The organism is Mycolicibacterium sp. XJ870, from assembly GCF_053483975.1.
The window spans coordinates 457,041-472,671 of record NZ_JBEFTI010000003.1 but is presented as its reverse complement, the minus strand read 5'-3'; the positions used below and the strand labels follow the sequence as shown (position 1 = coordinate 472,671).

17 protein-coding genes are annotated in these 15,631 nt (G+C 66.1%); 6 read left to right on the top strand and 11 right to left on the bottom strand.

Annotated elements, in window-relative coordinates; all coding sequences use genetic code 11:
• The first annotated feature begins 19 nt into the window (after window positions 1–19).
• From ABQF30_RS17005 to ABQF30_RS16990, 4 genes are read left to right on the top strand one after another with little or no spacing between them, the layout of a single operon-like run.
• Window positions 20–1,042 carry an alpha/beta hydrolase gene (locus tag ABQF30_RS17005; protein ID WP_448465781.1) on the top strand — a complete coding sequence of 341 codons (1,023 nt, stop codon included), beginning with the start codon at window positions 20–22 and terminating at the stop codon, window positions 1,040–1,042.
• A gap of 1 nt (window position 1,043) precedes the next feature.
• A complete protein-coding gene (locus tag ABQF30_RS17000) occupies window positions 1,044–3,152 on the top strand; it encodes a catalase (RefSeq protein ID WP_448465779.1) in 2,109 nt (702 codons plus the stop codon).
• 40 nt (window positions 3,153–3,192) lie between these two features.
• Window positions 3,193–3,450 (top strand): hypothetical protein, encoded by a 258-nt coding sequence (locus ABQF30_RS16995; protein WP_448465777.1) that lies wholly within the window; start codon window positions 3,193–3,195, stop codon window positions 3,448–3,450.
• 55 nt (window positions 3,451–3,505) lie between these two features.
• Window positions 3,506–4,234 carry a DUF899 family protein gene (locus ABQF30_RS16990; protein ID WP_448465775.1) on the top strand — a complete coding sequence of 243 codons (729 nt, stop codon included), beginning with the start codon at window positions 3,506–3,508 and terminating at the stop codon, window positions 4,232–4,234.
• On the opposite strand, the gene ABQF30_RS16985 is transcribed toward ABQF30_RS16990, so the two are convergent.
• The 10 genes from ABQF30_RS16985 to ABQF30_RS16940 are packed head-to-tail and all read right to left on the bottom strand — an operon-like array spanning window position 4,231 to window position 12,016.
• On the bottom strand, window positions 4,231–4,998 hold the full coding sequence (locus tag ABQF30_RS16985) for a GntR family transcriptional regulator (protein WP_448465774.1): 768 nt from the start codon (window positions 4,996–4,998) through the stop codon (window positions 4,231–4,233). The genes ABQF30_RS16990 and ABQF30_RS16985 overlap by 4 nt on opposite strands.
• Before the next feature lie 49 nt (window positions 4,999–5,047).
• The gene (gene fabG, locus ABQF30_RS16980) at window positions 5,048–5,827 is read right to left on the bottom strand and encodes a 3-oxoacyl-ACP reductase FabG (protein ID WP_448465772.1); all 780 of its coding nucleotides are present in this window, start codon (window positions 5,825–5,827) and stop codon (window positions 5,048–5,050) included.
• A gap of 24 nt (window positions 5,828–5,851) precedes the next feature.
• Entirely contained in the window at window positions 5,852–6,829 is a 978-nt protein-coding gene (locus ABQF30_RS16975) for a phosphotransferase enzyme family protein (protein ID WP_448465770.1), read from the bottom strand.
• A complete protein-coding gene (locus ABQF30_RS16970) occupies window positions 6,826–7,503 on the bottom strand; it encodes a microcompartment protein (protein ID WP_448465768.1) in 678 nt (225 codons plus the stop codon). Before ABQF30_RS16970 ends, ABQF30_RS16975 begins: the two co-directional genes overlap by 4 nt.
• A 2-nt stretch (window positions 7,504–7,505) precedes the next feature.
• Complete coding sequence (locus tag ABQF30_RS16965; protein ID WP_448465766.1) at window positions 7,506–7,787, bottom strand: BMC domain-containing protein; 282 nt, start codon at window positions 7,785–7,787, stop codon at window positions 7,506–7,508.
• Between the two features lie 12 nt (window positions 7,788–7,799).
• Window positions 7,800–8,051, bottom strand: coding sequence for a EutN/CcmL family microcompartment protein (locus tag ABQF30_RS16960; protein WP_448465764.1), 252 nt, complete (start codon window positions 8,049–8,051; stop codon window positions 7,800–7,802).
• Window positions 8,048–8,524, bottom strand: coding sequence for a hypothetical protein (locus ABQF30_RS16955; protein ID WP_448465762.1), 477 nt, complete (start codon window positions 8,522–8,524; stop codon window positions 8,048–8,050). Before ABQF30_RS16955 ends, ABQF30_RS16960 begins: the two co-directional genes overlap by 4 nt.
• Window positions 8,521–9,132 carry a BMC domain-containing protein gene (locus ABQF30_RS16950; protein ID WP_448465760.1) on the bottom strand — a complete coding sequence of 204 codons (612 nt, stop codon included), beginning with the start codon at window positions 9,130–9,132 and terminating at the stop codon, window positions 8,521–8,523. Before ABQF30_RS16950 ends, ABQF30_RS16955 begins: the two co-directional genes overlap by 4 nt.
• Window positions 9,133–9,137: 5 nt before the next feature.
• The gene (locus ABQF30_RS16945) at window positions 9,138–10,739 is read right to left on the bottom strand and encodes an aldehyde dehydrogenase family protein (protein WP_448465758.1); all 1,602 of its coding nucleotides are present in this window, start codon (window positions 10,737–10,739) and stop codon (window positions 9,138–9,140) included.
• Window positions 10,739–12,016 carry a class-III pyridoxal-phosphate-dependent aminotransferase gene (locus tag ABQF30_RS16940; RefSeq protein WP_448465756.1) on the bottom strand — a complete coding sequence of 426 codons (1,278 nt, stop codon included), beginning with the start codon at window positions 12,014–12,016 and terminating at the stop codon, window positions 10,739–10,741. Before ABQF30_RS16940 ends, ABQF30_RS16945 begins: the two co-directional genes overlap by 1 nt.
• A 182-nt stretch (window positions 12,017–12,198) precedes the next feature.
• On the opposite strand from ABQF30_RS16940, the gene ABQF30_RS16935 reads away from it, so the two are divergent.
• Together ABQF30_RS16935 and ABQF30_RS16930 are read left to right on the top strand one after the other, a co-directional pair.
• Entirely contained in the window at window positions 12,199–13,734 is a 1,536-nt protein-coding gene (locus tag ABQF30_RS16935) for an APC family permease (protein WP_448465754.1), read from the top strand.
• Window positions 13,735–13,821: 87 nt separating this feature from the next.
• Complete coding sequence (locus ABQF30_RS16930) at window positions 13,822–14,661, top strand: SDR family oxidoreductase (RefSeq protein ID WP_448465752.1); 840 nt, start codon at window positions 13,822–13,824, stop codon at window positions 14,659–14,661.
• A 7-nt stretch (window positions 14,662–14,668) separates the two neighbouring features.
• Here ABQF30_RS16930 and ABQF30_RS16925 read toward each other — a convergent pair whose 3' ends face one another.
• Window positions 14,669–15,571 (bottom strand): alpha/beta hydrolase, encoded by a 903-nt coding sequence (locus tag ABQF30_RS16925; protein ID WP_448465750.1) that lies wholly within the window; start codon window positions 15,569–15,571, stop codon window positions 14,669–14,671.
• Between the last annotated feature and the right edge of the window lie 60 nt (window positions 15,572–15,631).

The following is a 15,631-nucleotide window of genomic DNA, read 5'->3' as shown; positions in this document are numbered from 1 at the left end:
GCAACAGGAGATGGGTGACATGACAACTGCCATGAGGTCGGAGGACGATGCCGAAGGAGAATCGGCTGGCAAGCGCATAGTTCATCGTCGTCGTAGCGCAGAGGCAGTTGCTCTCGGTCTGGGGTGTCGCGTCGCGCTGAAAAGCGCCGTACGCGTTTGGGCGTTACAGCCCAATCTGGCCTGGCCGCTGAGTTCCATCGACCACATGGTCGGCTTGATTCCGCGGCGGACGGCCGCGTCGATCAAACCGGTGAAGCTACCGAACTGTCCGGCTGAACTGGTGCGCGCGCGGGGTGCGTCGACGCGGCGCGCGATCCTCTATCTGCATGGCGGCGCGTTCCTGACATGCGGGCTCAACACCCACCGGCCGCTGGTGGCACGGCTGTCGGAGGCGGCCGACGCGGTCGTGCTCAACGTCGGTTACCGGATGCTGCCGACGTGCGGTCTGGCTGACGCGGTCGACGACGCACTGGCGGGCATTCGATGGCTGCGCCGGCACGGATACGACTCGCGCCGGCTCGTCATCGCCGGGGATTCGGCGGGCGGCTATCTGTCCTTCGTGACAGCGCTGACGCTGATCGCCCGCGGCATGACGCCGGCAGCCGGTTTGGCGACCATCTCACCCCTGATCGACCTGGACCCGACGCAGCGGCTGGCCCACCGCAACGTGCGTCGGTGTTCGATGTTCACCGCAGCCGCGTTTTCGTCGTTCGACCGGTATATGCGGCGGTGCGACAGGCAGGGGCCGCGCAAGCTGCTTGATCCGGCGGTGGCGGACCTGTCGAATATGCCGCCGGTCGCGATCCACGTCAGCGCTGATGAATCGTTGCTCGCCGACTCAGAGTTCGTGGCCGGCAGGCTGGCCGACGCGAACACCTCATGCGAGCTGCATGTGTGGAATGGCCAGATCCACGACTTTCCGCTGGCGGCGGACATCCTCCCCGAGGGCAGGCGGGCTATCGGCCATCTAGGCGATTTCGTCAAGAAAGTGACCGGCGACCAGCGTCGTTTGTCGACGGCGACCCGCGGGTATCCGGCCTGACATGGTCGATAACAGCCCCGATCCCAAACAACGACAACTCGACACCGCCCGGTTCGACCGGGCCAGCGGATACCTCACCACCCAGCAGGGCGTGCGGGTTGACCACACCGACGACGCATTGACTGTGGGCGAACGTGGTCCGACGCTTCTGGAGGATTTTCACGCCAGAGAGAAGATCACCCACTTCGATCACGAACGCATCCCGGAGCGGGTGGTGCATGCGCGAGGAGCGGGTGCGTACGGCTACTTCGAACCGTATGACGACTCCCTCGCCGAATACACGGCGGCGAAGTTTCTGACCACGCCGGGGACGCGCACGCCGGTGTTCGTCAGGTTCTCGACGGTGGCCGGCTCCCGCGGTTCCGCCGACACGGTTCGCGACGTCCGTGGATTTGCCGCGAAATTCTATACCGCGCAAGGTAATTACGATCTCGTCGGAAACAACTTCCCGGTGTTCTTCATCCAGGACGGCATCAAGTTCCCCGACTTCGTGCACGCGGTCAAACCCGAGCCGCACAACGAGATTCCGCAGGCCGCTTCAGCGCACGACACGCTGTGGGATTTCGTATCGCTGCAACCGGAAACCCTGCACACCATCATGTGGTTGATGTCGGACCGCGCCTTGCCGCGCAGCTATCGGATGATGCAGGGGTTCGGCGTTCACACGTTCAGGTTCGTGAATGCCTCCGGTGAAGGCACTTTCGTGAAGTTCCACTGGAAGCCGCGGCTCGGGGTGCATTCCCTGCTGTGGGAGGAGTGCCAGAAGGTCGCCGGCACGGATCCCGACTTCAACCGGCGAGACCTCTGGGATTCGATCGAGGCGGGCCAGTACCCGGAGTGGGAGCTCGGGGTGCAGCTGGTGCCGGAAGCCGATGAGTTCAAGTTCCCGTTCGACCTGTTGGATGCGACCAAGATCATCCCGGAGGAGATGGTCCCGGTGCGGCCCGTCGGGAAGATGGTGCTCAACCGGAATCCGGACAATTTCTTCGCCGAGACCGAGCAGGTCGCATTCCACACCGCAAACGTGGTGCCCGGCATCGATTTCACCAACGATCCGCTGCTGCAGTTCCGCAATTTCTCCTACCTCGATACCCAGTTGATCCGGCTCGGCGGTCCGAACTTCTCCCAACTGCCGGTGAACCGCCCGGTGGCCGAGGTGCGCACCAACCAGCACGACGGGTACGGCCAGCAGACCATTGCCCGGGGCAACACGAGCTACTTCAAGAACAGCCTCGGCGGCGGTTGCCCCGCACTGGCCGACGAGGATGTCTTCCGGCATTACACGCAGCGCGTCGAGGGCCACAAGATCCGGCAGCGGGCCGAGAGTTTCAAGGATCACTACAGCCAGGCCCGCATGTTCTGGAAGAGCATGTCACCCGTGGAGGCCAGGCACATCGTCGCGGCGTTCGGCTTCGAGCTGGGCAAGGTACACGCTGAGACCGGCATTCGGGAGAGGGTGGTGGAACAGCTCAACCTCGTGCACAACGATCTCGCCGCACAGGTCGCAGGCAAGCTGGGGCTCCCCGCGCCCACCGAAGTGCCCGTCGAACTAGACCTGCCGGAGTCCCCGGCGCTGTCTCAGCTCAACACCGCCACGGACAGTGTCGAGACCCGAAAGATCGCGTTGCTGGCCGACGATGGGGTCGATGCGGCCGCCGCGCAGCAGTTCATCACCGCGATGACGGACCGCGGCGCGATCGTCGAGGTGCTCGCTCCGGCCGGCGGTGGCACGCTACAGGGCGCGTCGGGCGGCGAACTCAAGGTCGACCGCGGCATGACCACGATGGCCTCGGTGCTTTACGACGCGGTCGCGGTGGCCGGTGGCGGCGAGTCGGTTCGTAGTCTGACCGGCGACGGGTACGCAGTGCACTTCGTCACCGAGGCCTACAAGCACCTCAAACCCGTTGTGGCATTCGGCGAGGCACTCGAGATGCTGAGCGCGGCCGGAGTGCTCGAGCGGCTCTCCGACAACGCCGACGTCGTTTCGGAACGCGGAGTGGTGACCACCGCAGCGACCGGCGAGCTTTCCGGCGATTTCGTCGACGCCGTCGTGGCCGTCCTCGCTCAACATCGGGTGTGGGATCGCGAAACGGACTCGGTGCCGGCCTGACGCCGGTTTCCCGGGGCGCCCGCGCGGGCACCCCACGGAGATGACTGAGAGCACAGACGACGAGCTGGGCCCCGGCGACACGCTCCCGCCGAGCGAGGCCACCGATTCGGACGAGGTCGCCAACGACGACGGTGACGAGGTCGTCGACCCGCCCGAGGAGTGGCATGCGGCCGAGCCGTCGGAGTCGCTCGACCGCAAGCTCGAAGCTGAAGAGCCCGACGTGCCTGCGGGGCAGTCGGCTCGGGCCGACGACAAACCCGACGATGGGGAGGATTCCCTCTTTCCGGTGGTGCGATGAGTTCGCGCCGTCGGTTCGGTCATAACTCGTGAGACACACCTTGAGAGGAAGACCGATGGCGGAAGAGACCTACCCAATCCCCGAGATCGTCGATCGAGCCGCCTGGCAGGCCGAAGTCGATCGACTCCTGGCGCGAGAGAAGGCCCATACCCGCGAAGGCGACGCGATCGCCGCCGCCCGGCGACGGCTGCCGATGGTCGAGGTGGATGCGCAGACGCCCCTTGTCGGGGCGCAAGGAAGCGTGCCGCTGCTCGACGTGTTCGAGGGACGCAAGCAGCTGATCGCCTACTTGCACATGTGGCACGACGGCAAGCCCGCCGCCGAGCAGTGCGAAGGTTGCACGTTCTTCACCGGTCACGCGCGGGAACTCTCCTACCTGCACAGCCGCGATGTCACCTACGCGACCTTCTGCGAGGGCCCGTACGCCGAGAGTGTGAGGTACCGGGACTTCATGGGGTGGGACATGCCCTGGTATTCGGCGGCAGAGTCGGGTGACGCATTGCTCGCCGGGCTCGGATTCGGTTGGTACGTCTGTTATCTGCGCGATGGTGACCGTGTTTTCGAGACGTACCGGACGACGAGCCGCGGCGTCGAGGCCGGCGCCACCAGCTATCATCTGCTCGATTTGACGGTGTACGGCAGGCAGGAACACTGGGAGGACTCGCCGGCAGGCTGGCCCAAGCTCTATCCCACGGCCACGGGGGAGCAATTCCGGACCAATGGTCGCCCGACGGCCCAGTGGTCCAGGCTCGCCGCCGGCCGGTCGGACGCGCTTGCCGGTTAGCCGGCCTGGCGCTGCAACGTCACCGATACCGTGTTGGCGTCCGAATGTGCCGCGATACCACGGCCTTTTGCGGTGACCGCCAGCGCCGTGCGGTCTCCGCGGAACAGATCGCGGGAGAACTCGTAAGGCGCCCCGTTCTGGTCATAGGTGACGCGGGTGATCAGCAGAAGCGCCGCCTTCGGCTTGATGCCGAGCAGGGTGGCCTCGCTGCTGGTGGCGTTGACCGCTTCGATCCGCTCATCGGCACGCCCGGTCACCAAACCGTATTGCGATTCCAGGATTTCGTAGAGAGAACCGCCCAGCTGCTGTTCCAGGAGGCCGGGAAACGCGTCGGCCGGAAACTGGGCATGCTCAAGCGAGATGGGCGAGCCGTCGGCCAGCCGGACGCGTTGAATCTCGACGACGTAGTCGCCGGGGCCCAGCCGCAGCGCGGTCGCAGTGGCTTGATCCGGCGTGGTGATCCGCGTCGACAACACCCGGGTGCCCGCGATGTAGCCCTGATTGGCCAGGAAGGCCGGCACCCCGACGACATCGGCCAGGTGGCGTTCCACCTGGCCGTGGCTGATGAAGATGCCGCCCGCCCGGCCGATGACGCGGTGGACCAGCCCGGCTTCCTCCAGCGCGGCCAGCACCTGACGAAGGCTTGACCGGCTGGTGCCATAGTGTTCGGCAAGGTCACGCTCGCTGCCCAGTTTGGCGCCGGGGGAACCCGCGTTCACGTCGGCGACGATGCGCCGCCGCAACTCCTCACTCTGGACTGCCATCCGGTTCCCCTCACCGTTTATTGGTACAGCCAATTCTAGCGGGGAGGACTCAGAGCTCGGCGATAGCCAGATGCGATTCCGGCAGAATCTGGCCACCGTCGACGACCAGCGACTGCCCGGTGATGTAGGAAGCCTCGTCGGTGGCGAAGAACAGTGCCGCGTTCCCGATGTCGGCAACCGTACCGAGCCGGCCCGCGGGCACGGCGGAGGTCATTTGGTCTACGTAATCCTGGCCCATTTCGACAAGGCCCTCGGTGATGATGTTGCCCGGGAGCACGGCGTTGATGGTGATGTTCTTGGGGGCCAATTCCATTGCGGCGGTGCGCAGGAAGCCGAGCTGGGCGGCCTTGCTGGCGCCGTAGTGTGACCAACCCGGGTAGCCGGTGATCGGTCCGGTGATCGACGAGGTGATGACGACGCGACCGTGGCCGCTCTCGGTCAGGGCAGCCATTGCGGCCTGCACGATGTACACCGTGCCCTTGAAGTTGACGGCCAGCACCTGCTCGATGTCCTCGGGGGTGAGGTCCTCCAACCGCCCGGACGGGAAAATACCGGCATTCGCGCAGACGATGTCCAGGGCGCCATGGCGCTCCACGGCCTCGGCCACCACCCGGCGGGCATCCTCAGGGCTGGACACATCAGCGCTCAGCGCGCTCACCCGCCCTGGCGTATCGGCCAGATCGGCCACAGTCTTGTCGAGGTCGGTCTGGTTGCGTCCGGTGATCAACACATCGATCCCGGCACCGGCCATGGTGGCGGCAATGCCGCGACCGATGCCCTTGCTGCCGCCGGTGACGATGGCCGAGCGGCCTTTCAGGGAGGTGAACATGTGGTGCGGTCCTTTGGGTTGTGGTCAGGTGAGGTGAAGGCCGTTGGAGCTGAGGTAACGCTCGGCCAGCGCACAACTGCCTGCGGCATAACTGATTGCCTTGGAGGCCGATTCCTTGGAGTGGCTGTGGCTTCCCATCCAAGCCAGCAACAGCAGTCTTCGCAACAGCACGAACGAGGGCAGCATCTCCTCGTCCTCGGTGGGCAGCTCACGGCGGGTGCGGTACCCGGCCACCCACGACTCCTGCCACTGCGGTAACGCCGGATCATCCTCGATGAACGACACCGCGGTGCCGAAATCATAGAAATACCAGCCGAATCCGCAGTCGTCGAAGTCGATGACGGTGATGTGAGGCGGATCGACGAGCAGGTTGGCCAGCCGCAGGTCGGCATGGATGAGGCCGTAGCGGTCCGGCCCGGTGCCGTACGCCTCGAGCCGGTGCCGGAGCAGCGCCTGGGCCCGCTCCAACACGTCGCGCTCGGCCGCGCCGACACCCTCGGCGTCGTGCCACCGCCCCCACCGGGGCTGGGCGCCGAGGCTGTGCTCCCAGTCCCACGAGAACCTGCCAAACCCCGGGGGCCGGATCCAACGTTGCGAATGCTCGTGCAGCGCAGCGGTAATCCGGCCCAGCGTGTGGAAATCGTCGAGCGTCAGGGCATTCTCGTCGGGTTCCACACCGCCGACCATGTCGAAATGCACGACGTGGCGGGCCACGCCGTCCGACTCCACGGTGACCAGGCGGCGACCGTCGCGGGCCGGCAACACCGTCGGGACCGTGACGTCGCTGTCGGCGCGCAGCTCCGCCAGCCAGTCCAACTCCGATTCGATCTCGTGAGGCTGGTGGTAGTTCTGCCGGTGCACCCGCAGGATGGACTGGGTATCGCCGTCGGTGACCAGGTAGGTGGCGTTCTCCGACAAGTTGAGCAGCCGCAGCGTTGCGTCGGGGGAGATGTCGTAGGACGCCAGCGCACGCTGGGCCACGGCAACGTCGTCTGAGATCAATGCTCCTGCCCTTCGATACCCGCCAACACCGCCGTAATGCGGTCACGGGCCACAGTGACATCCGCGGTGGTACCGCTGATGTAAAGCCGGCCGGCCGCTCCGATCATCTGCACGTCCACCACCGTAAGCCCCGGCGCGGCCCGCTCGGCCTCGTTGGCGGCCACCGCCGCGAACAGCGCCGGCGTCATCTCGTAGACCAGCAATGACTGGCCGGGCAGGATCATCGACGCCTGCCGGTTGCGGTTGAGGATCACCGCGTGCTGATCGGTGATGTCTTCGATGATGTCGTGGTAGAGCACGCGGGGCCGCAGCTGGTCGGCGGCCTTGTTGCCGGTACCGGCAAGGATTGCCTCGCCGGCCCGCTGGACGTCGGACAGGTTCGCCGAATGGATCTCCAGGACGCCGAATTGTCGTTCCACGTAGAGGATTCCGGGTTGGATTCCGGGAACCTCACGCAGTGCCAGGTCGATCACGCGCTCGATCGCCAAGGCGGGGGACACCTCGACGATCAGCGCGTGTTCACCCTCGTACGGCGGGTAGCCGCGGGCGCGGGTCGGCGTTCCCAGGTAGGCGGCGAACTGCCGTTGCAGATCCTCGACCAGCAGGTAGACCCGGATCTGGGTACGGATCTCAGTGCGTTCGGCCGTCCCGGTCGGGGTTTCGGGTGGTGCCATGGCTACTTGGTGGACACCGAGAAGTGCGCGCCGAGCTCATTGTGCGGCCGCGGGATGACATGCACGCTCACCAGTTCGCCGACCTGTGACGCAGTCTCCGCGCCGGCCTCGGTGGCAGCCTTGACCGCACCGACCTCACCGGTGACGATCACGGCGACGAGCCCGTCGCCGACCTGCTGGCGGTCGGTGATGGTGACGTTGGCGGCCTTCACCATGGCATCCGCGGCAGCGAGCGCGGCCACGTAACCCTTGGTCTCGATCAAGCCGATTGCGTTGCTGGACATTGGTGTTTCTCCTTATTTGTTGGGGTTGGCGTCAATGGATCCGATGATGAGGGCGTCGACCGGGGGAGGGGTTCCGGTGAACCAGTTCGCGGCCACCGACCCCTGGGCGACGAGGACGTGTTCACCCACCCCGCTGCCGAGAACGTCGAAGGCGATCATCCGGGAGCCGGTTCCGTCGACTTCGACCTCGAGGAAGGCGCCGGCGGGGATGCCGTCGATCCGGCGCGTCGACCACACGTTGCCGGTCACTTTCGCTGCTATCACATTCGCTCCTTCGTGATCGTGATCCCCAGTGCCCGGGCCTTCTCCCGGGCCAGCGGGGTCAGCACCGCTCGGCGGCCGAGCACCAGGGTGCCGCCGGCCAGGTCGGCGATATGACGTTCGGTGACGGCACCGCTGTCGATCCGGTGCGTTACCGCACCGCTGGTTGTCCTTGCCGCGCCGGCCAGTCGGAAACTCAGCCGCCCGGTCTTGAGGTCTGCCCGGGTTTTCGGGCTTTCGAAGAGCCGCAACAGCTTCCGCACGAAGACGTCGAGATCCTTGTCGGAGGCCAATCGCACGTCTTCGGTGCGGTTGCGGCCCTCGACGGCCCGCGGCCCGGTGGGGTCGACACTCATCTGCTCGGCCACTGTGGGTGCAGCTGTGGGTGCCGGCGCAGCCTGCGGTGCGGTCTTGATCCCCGCCACCGCTTCGCGCACCACCTCACGCACGAGGGCACGCAGCTCGTCACGATTCATCGCGCGCCCTGCAGCACGGCCAGGGCATCCCGGGCTGCGTCGGCGGCCTGCCGGACGTCGGCCTCGGTGCCGGACAGGTACACCCGCCCGGTCGCGCCGATCATCCGGAAGTCGACGACCTTGATGTCGGCGGCCTTCTCGGCCTCGTTGGTGGCCAGGATGGCGTACGACGCGGGCGCGACCTCCAAGACGAACAGGGATTCACCCGGCAGCACCATCGAGCCGATCTTGTTGCGGTTGATCAGGAATGCGTGCTGATGATCGATGCTGGAGATGATCCGGGAGGCCAGGATGGTGGGCCGCATCGCGGCATCGGGGTCACCACCGAGCGAATCGAGCGCGGCGTCGGCTGCCGCCTTGACCGCACCGGTCTCGCCGTGGAACTCCAGATAGCCGAATTGCCGTTCCACCACGAGGATTCCGGCCTTGACCTCAGCGTGCTTGAGCGCGACGTCCGTAACGCCCTCGATGTCCAGCCCGGGTGCCACCTCGATGATCTGGGCGGCCTGGTTGGCCCGGGGGAGGGCACCTTTGATCCAGGTGCCCAGGTACGACATGGTCTGCGGTTGCAGCCGGTCGATGAAGATGAAGGAACGCAGTTCTGCCACAGCTGTCACCTCTTGATCAGTTGAGCGAGTTCTTCGACGACCAGCGCGCGCAGTTCAGCGCGCAGGGCGTCGAGGCCGGGATCGGCCGGGCGGGATGTAGCCGAGCGCGATGCGGCCGGGCGTGGTGTGAAAGCAGGTGCGCGGTCGCGGTCGTTGGAGGCCCGCGGATACTCCGGGACCGCACCCGCCGGTGACCGCCACGGGTTGATACCCGCGAAATTGCCCATCGGCACGCCGGCCTCGCTGTTGTAGGCGATGCGGGTCCAGTTGATGAGGTTCTGTGGCTGCAGGTTCTCGCCGATCGAGCTGCGCCCGACGAATCCGGTGCCGATCGTCATCGACGGCGCCAGGTTGGTGTCCAGCCCGGAGCTTCCTGTGCTGTTGCCGACGTTCACCGAAACCCGCAACACGGGCACCTGTGCAGCGAAATCAGTGATCACCGAGGGATTTTCACTGTGGATCGCGGCGGAGTGTCCAGCCCCGCCGATGCGCACCACGGCCCGCGCGGCGCGGATACCGCGGGCGGCGTCGGCGGCGGTGGTCATCCCAAGGACCGGCGACAGCTTCTCGTGGGCCAGCATCTCTTCGGCGATCACATCGTCGAACGGGGCGATGAGCACACGGGTCTTCGGCGTGACGCGCAGTCCCGCCTGCCCGGCGATCCAGGCCGCGTCGCGGCCCACCACGTCGGTATTGAGGTGCCCGTCGGCGAACATGTACGCGCGCAGCCGCCGAGCACCGTCCTCGTCGAGAATGTGGGCGCCCGACCGCATGAGTGCTGACCGCAGCTTGTCGGCGATGGAATCCTCTGCGATCAAGACTGATTCGTTGGTGCACAGCACCGAGTTGTCGAACGCCTTGCTGTCCACGATCCGCTGTGCCGCCGCGGCAAGGTCAGCACTGGCCTCGACGAACACCGGCACATTGCCCGGGCCGACGCCCAGCGCGGGATTGCCGGAGGAGTACGCGGCGCGGACCACTGCCGTGCCCCCCGTGGCGACGATGACGTCGGTCCGTTCGTCGGCCATGAGCGCCTGCACCAGCGGGATGGACGGCTCCTCGATCACCTGAACGATGCCGTCGGGGGCACCGGCGGCCACCGCCGCCTCAGCCAACACCCGCGCCGCGTCGGCCGAGCACTGCTTGGCACGTGGGTGCGGCGCGACGACCACGGCATTGCGCGTCATCAAGGCCAGGATCACCTTGAAGTACACAGTGGCAACGGGATTGGTGGTCGGCGTCAGCGCCAGTACAACTCCGGCGGGCCGGGGCAGTTCGACGATCTTGCGGGCGGTATCCACTCGGGGAGACACATAATCCCCCGCGTCCTCGCCCCGAGCATAGAAGTCGACGATCCCGCGCGAGCAGGCCCGGTTCTTGATCACCTTGTCAGCGGCCACGCCCATACCGGTCTCGGCGACCGCCTCGGTCGCGAACCGCTCGGCATGGGCGTAGCCCGCGTCGGCCACGGCGGTGACGATGGCCGATACGGCCGCCGCGTCGTAGTCGGCGTAGGCGGCCGCCGCCCAGCGGGCGCGTTCGAGCATGTGACCGGCCTGTGCAGCGTTTGTCACGCTGTCTTTTCCCCCGTCGCTTCGCTCGCCCATCAGCGCTTCCGTCCTTTCGCGGCTGTCTTTGCCCGGCCCACCGCAACTTCGAGGCGGTCCAAGATGTCCTCGCACAGTTCACGCGAGAGCAGCAGGCCCGGTTTGAACTGCAGCACACGGGGATTCAACGTGGAGAAGATCGCCCACACACCGTTGTCGTAGAGCTCGCGCATCACAAACTTGGCGCCTTCTGGATGGTCGAACTCCAACCCGATCACCACACCGTTCTGCCGGATCCCGACGAACCAGTCCGGATAGTCGGCCTGAATGCGTTGCAGTCCATGGTCGAAGATGTCGGCGATGTAGTGGACCATCGAACGCACCTCGGGGCGTGTGCAGATCTCCAAGGTTTTGATCGCCGCCACACAGCCCAACTCCGCTCCGCCGAACGTCGAGATATGGCCGAACCCGTCCTCATCGAGCCATTGCGCGGCGCGGTCGCTCAACAGTGCCGCGGTGATCGGGTACATGCCGCCGGACAACCCCTTGCCGGTGACAAGGATGTCGGGATCGATGCCGTGCTTGGTGATGCCCCACAGTTCACCGGTGCGCATCAGCCCGGTCTGCACCTCGTCGGCGATGTAGAGCGTGCCGTGCTTCTCGGTGGCGGCCTTGACCGCTTCGAGGTAACCCGGTGGGGGAAGCGGGAATCCGTAGGTCGCGGGGATGGTCTCCATGATCACCGCGGCGACGTCACCACCGGCGAGCGCCTGTTCCATCGCCGCGACGTCGCCGAACGGGACCTGGATGAACTCGTCGGGCTGGTCGGCCAGGAACATTTTCGCGAACCGGTCGTCGCCGGTGGCGACGGCCAAGCCGGTGTGACCGTGGTAGGCCTTGACGATCGAGACGATCTTGCGGCGTTTGGTGGCGTGGCGGGCACTCTTGAGTGCGATGTCGATGGCTTCGCCGCCGCCGGATCCGAACGCCACCTTGCTGATCGACGCCGGCGCCGATTCAACCAGCCGTTGCGCCAAGGCCGTGCGGGCCACCGAGGGAAAGTGGTGGTTGCCGACGTCGAAGTGCGCCATGCCTTCGGTGATCGCCTGCATCACCTCGGGATTGCGGTGGCCGATGTTATAGGTGCCGCCGTTGAGGTGCATGTCGATCAGGCGGCGTCCGCCCATGTCCCATAGGAAATATCCCTCGCGGCGGTCGATGACGAGATCCACGCCCGAGTCGGTCCAGAACTGTGTCTTGTCCGGATTCCAGAACGTCTTGGCCCGGTCCAGCACTTCGGCCTTGGACTCGAACGTGAACGTGCCGTAGTCGTACATGCGGCTCCTCTTGAGCTACCCGGTAGCTGTGACGGCCACCAACGTAAAGGGGTGCAACCATTTCTGTCAATGGTTGCAAGAAGCCCTTGCAAACCGCATTTGGTAGTGCCAATATACGTAGGTTCGCAGTGTGGCCCAGGCCACATCGAACTCCGACCATCACCTGGAAGGTATCCCGCTCGATGACCGATCAAGCTGTCGCTGGTAGCGAAAATGCTGCTCATGATGTGCAGAGACTGAAACGCAACGCCGTCGGCACCGTCGGCGTGATTTTTATGGCGGTAGCCACCGCCGCGCCGATCACCGCAATGGTCGGTAACGTCCCGATCGCCGTTGGCTTCGGAAATGGTTCACACGCGCCCGCCGGGTACATCGTCGCCACGATCGTGCTCGGGTTGTTTGCCATCGGCTACGCGACCATGGCCAAGCACATCACCGCGACGGGAGCGTTCTACGGATACATCTCCCACGGCCTCGGCCGGATCGTGGGGATGGCCAGCGGCGCGCTGATCACCATGGCCTACGTGGTGTTCGAGGCCTCGCTGATCGGCATCTTCTCGTTCTTCTTCCAAAACCTGTTCCTGTCCCAGTTGGGGCTGCACATCCACTGGATCGTGCCCGCGTTACTCATGCTGGTGGCCAACGCGGTCCTCACCTACTTCGACGTGAACCTGACCGCCAAGGTGCTCGGAGTCTTCCTGATCACCGAGATCGTCATGCTGGGCCTCGGCGCGGTGGCGGTGCTGGTCAAGGGCGGCGGTCCGCAGGGCTTCGCGGTCGCGGAGACGCTCAACCCCATCGGGGCTTTCACCCCGGCGGCCGGAATTGCCGGGGCCAGTGCGGGTTTGGGTCTGTTCTTCGCGTTCTGGTCATGGGTCGGGTTCGAGTCGACGGCGATGTACGGCGAAGAGTCGCGCGACCCCAAGCGCATCATTCCGCGGGCCACCATGTTCAGTGTCCTGGGCGTCGGTCTGTTCTACGTCTTCGTCTCGTGGATGGCGATCGCGGGGACCGGTCCGCAGCGTGCGGTCGAACTGGCCCAGGACGCGTCGACCTCGTCGGAGATCTTCTTCGGGCCGGTGCGCAGCACCTACGGCGAGTGGGCGATCACGGTGTTCAACATCCTGCTCGTCACCGGATCGTTCGCGTGTGGCATGGCGTTCCACAACTGTGCGTCGCGCTACCTGTATGCGCTCGGGCGTGAGGGACTGTCTTCCGGACTGCAGAAGACCATCGGCGCAACGCATCCCAAGCACGGTTCGCCTCACATCGCGTCGTTCGTGCAGAGTGGTATCACCCTGGTGATCATCCTGGCCTTCCTGTTCGCCGGGATGGACCCGTATGTGCACATGTACACGCTGCTGGCCATCCTCGGGACCATGGCCATATTGATCGTGCAGTCGCTTTGCGCGTTCTCTGTGATCAGCTACTTCCACATCCGCAAGAACCATCCGGTGTCCAAGCACTGGTTCAAGACGCTGGTCGCTCCCGGCCTCGGCGGGATCGGCATGCTCTATGTCGTCTACCTGCTGTGGCAGCACCGCGACACCGCTGCCGGCACCGCGTCGGGCACGCTGCTGTTCCAACTGACCCCGTGGATCGTGGTGGGTCTGTTCATCTTCGGTGCCGCGATGGCCACCTACTTCAAGCTGCGGGACCCCCGTCGCTACGAGTTGATCGGCCGGATCGTCTACGAGGACGCCGAAGTCCGAGACTGACGCCGAACCCGACGGAATGGCTGCCGGCGAACGTTACATCCGGCAGCCATTTCGTCAGCTTCGCATGCCTGCGTATACGGTCCTCGTATGAATCGAGTGACGGTGATCACGGGCGGCGCGGGAGGCATGGGGGTGGCTTCGGCCGAGATCGTGGGCCGGGACCAGACGGTTGTGCTCTGCGATGTCAGGCAGGACCGCCTTGATGCCGCGGCGGCCACGCTCAAGGACCTCGGAATTACGGCCACGCCCGTCAACTGTGACGTCACCGACCGGCAGGCCGTGACCCGGCTGTTCGAGACCGCCGTGGGCCTCGGGCCGGTCTCCGCGGTGATCCACGCCGCGGGGGTGAGCCCGAGCATGGGCGACGCCGAGTACGTCATGAGAACCAATGCGCTCGGCACGGTCAACGTCAACGAGGTCTTCTTCGACATCGCCCCCGAGGGATCCGCCATCGTCAACGTGGCGTCGATGGCTGCCCACATGCTGCCTGCGGAGATCATTCCGACCGCGCAGTTCCCGCGGGCCCTGCGCGACGACGACGCTTTCATGACCGACATGCTGTCGGCCTGCAGCATCGCCCCCGAAGAGGCCCGATCCGGTCTGGCCTACGCGCTGAGCAAGAGCTTCGTGCGGTGGTACAGCACGTCGCAGGCCGAGCGGTTCAACGGCCGGGGCCTGCGCATCCTCTCGGTCTCCCCGGGGTCGGTCGAGACCGAGATGGGCAAGTTGGAGGCCGACGCCGGGGCCGGGGCGATGGTTGCCGACGCCGCGGTCCCGCGGTGGGGCAAACCCGAAGAGATGGCAGAGCTGCTGGCGTTCTGCGCCAGTGACAGAGCCGGATACCTCACCGGCACCGACATCCTCAACGACGGCGGCGTGATCGCCTCGATGCAGGAGCGTGCCAGGGTGGCTGCCCAAACGGATTGAGCCCTGTTCAGGCGAACGCCGCCCGCAGGTTCGCGCACTGGCTCGCCATGAAGGCCCGCGCCACCGGCGTCTTCGCCGCGATCTGGTCAAAGCCGTGGAAGGCCCCGTCGACGACCTCGACCTCGCACGGCACCCCGGCCGCGCGCAGCCGTTCGGCATAGGCGACGTCCTCGGCGTGGAACAGATCCAGCGTGCCCACGCCGATCCAGGCGGGTGCCACGCCGGACAGATCCTCGTGACGGGCAGGCACGGAGGTGGTCGGATCGGCGTCACCGAGGTAGGCCGACCAACCGAACTTGTTACTGCCCTGGGTCCACAGCCGATGCCCAGGGTGGTCCAGCCCGGGTGTGTGGCCGCTGCGGTCATCGAGCATCGGGTACACCAGCAGCTGGGCTGCCAGCGGCACCCCGCGGTCACGGGCCAGCAGCGCCAGCGCAGCGGCCAGGCCGCCACCAGCGCTGGCTCCGCCGATCGCGACGCGGGCCGGATCCACTGACGGCAGCGCGGCCAGCCAGGTCAGCGCCGAGTAGCAGTCTTCGAGGCCGGCCGGATAGGGATGCTGCGGCGCGAGCCGGTACTTCACCGCGGCCACGGTGGCGCCGAGTTCATCGGCGAAACGCCGGCACAGCGCGTCGTCCTGCGCGGGGCTTCCCAGCACATACCCGCCGCCGTGGATCCACAGCAGTGCCGGGCCGGGCGTCGGTGGCCCGGACGGGCGATGCAGCCGCACCCCGACCCCCGAGGTCAGTGTCAGTACCTCGACGCCGGCGGGCGCCTTGCGGCCCATCCGACCGGTCATGCGCTGAAAGACCGGCAGCGTCGTGCGGTTGACCAGGCTGCGGGGGATGAAGCGGGCGATGCGTTCCAGGTCGGGATGGAACCCGAGATCCTGCTTGGTGGCAGACGTCACACCGTCAGTTCTACCGTGCGTGTCGGGCTTCGGTGCGAGGTACCGGTACCGCAGTCGAGC